Origin of the sequence: Pseudomonas sp. MD195_PC81_125 (assembly GCF_014060985.1) — a bacterium.
Taxonomy (GTDB): domain Bacteria; phylum Pseudomonadota; class Gammaproteobacteria; order Pseudomonadales; family Pseudomonadaceae; genus Aquipseudomonas; species Aquipseudomonas parakoreensis.
Genome location: NZ_JABULD010000732.1, coordinates 1 through 599 on the forward strand (window position 1 = coordinate 1; position 599 = coordinate 599).

Sequence of the window (599 nt, forward strand, 5' to 3'; positions counted from 1 at the left end):
ATCAACGAAGAACCGTCTTTGAGTTTCCTTGCAGAAACAGACCTCAAGGTCACTATCGTTGAGGCCAAGTACAAAGTTGCGGCCAGAATGCCGCTGGAAAACAACCGTGAGCGGTACATTGATCTCTCTTTTCCCTCTGACCTTGCAGGCGATGGTCGGGAATACTCTTTTCCACTGACCCCATCCTCTGAGGCACAGGGTCGCTACTCACGCTTCCCGGAAAACGAATCCCTGGCGTCGAATGAAGGTTCGCTGCAGGTGCATTTCGACACGACGCAAAGCCGCTTGTGGGGCACGTTCGATTACCGTGTCGGCTCTGGCGACTTGAGATTCGAAATAAGCAAAGGCAGTTTCGATCTCTTTGGCTTCGACACTGCAGAACCGGGAGGCACCGGTACATTCACGGGAACGGTCGACAAACAGACCTTCGACGCGAGTGAAGTGGGCATACGACGTGTAGACGACATCGGACTGCCCGAGCCCTACCTTGAGGTCATTGGCCGTACCCGACCCGCCGTTGGCCACGAGCATATCGCCATCCAGATCGACACTGACGTGAATGGGCTGCGACACACACTCGGACGCGACGATAGCCAAGT

General features: G+C 55.3%; 1 protein-coding gene. It reads left to right on the forward strand.

All coding sequences use genetic code 11. The features are described from left to right. Window positions 1-599 (forward strand): hypothetical protein (locus tag HT737_RS28595; RefSeq protein WP_182404496.1); only part of this gene is annotated, 599 nt, incomplete at both ends.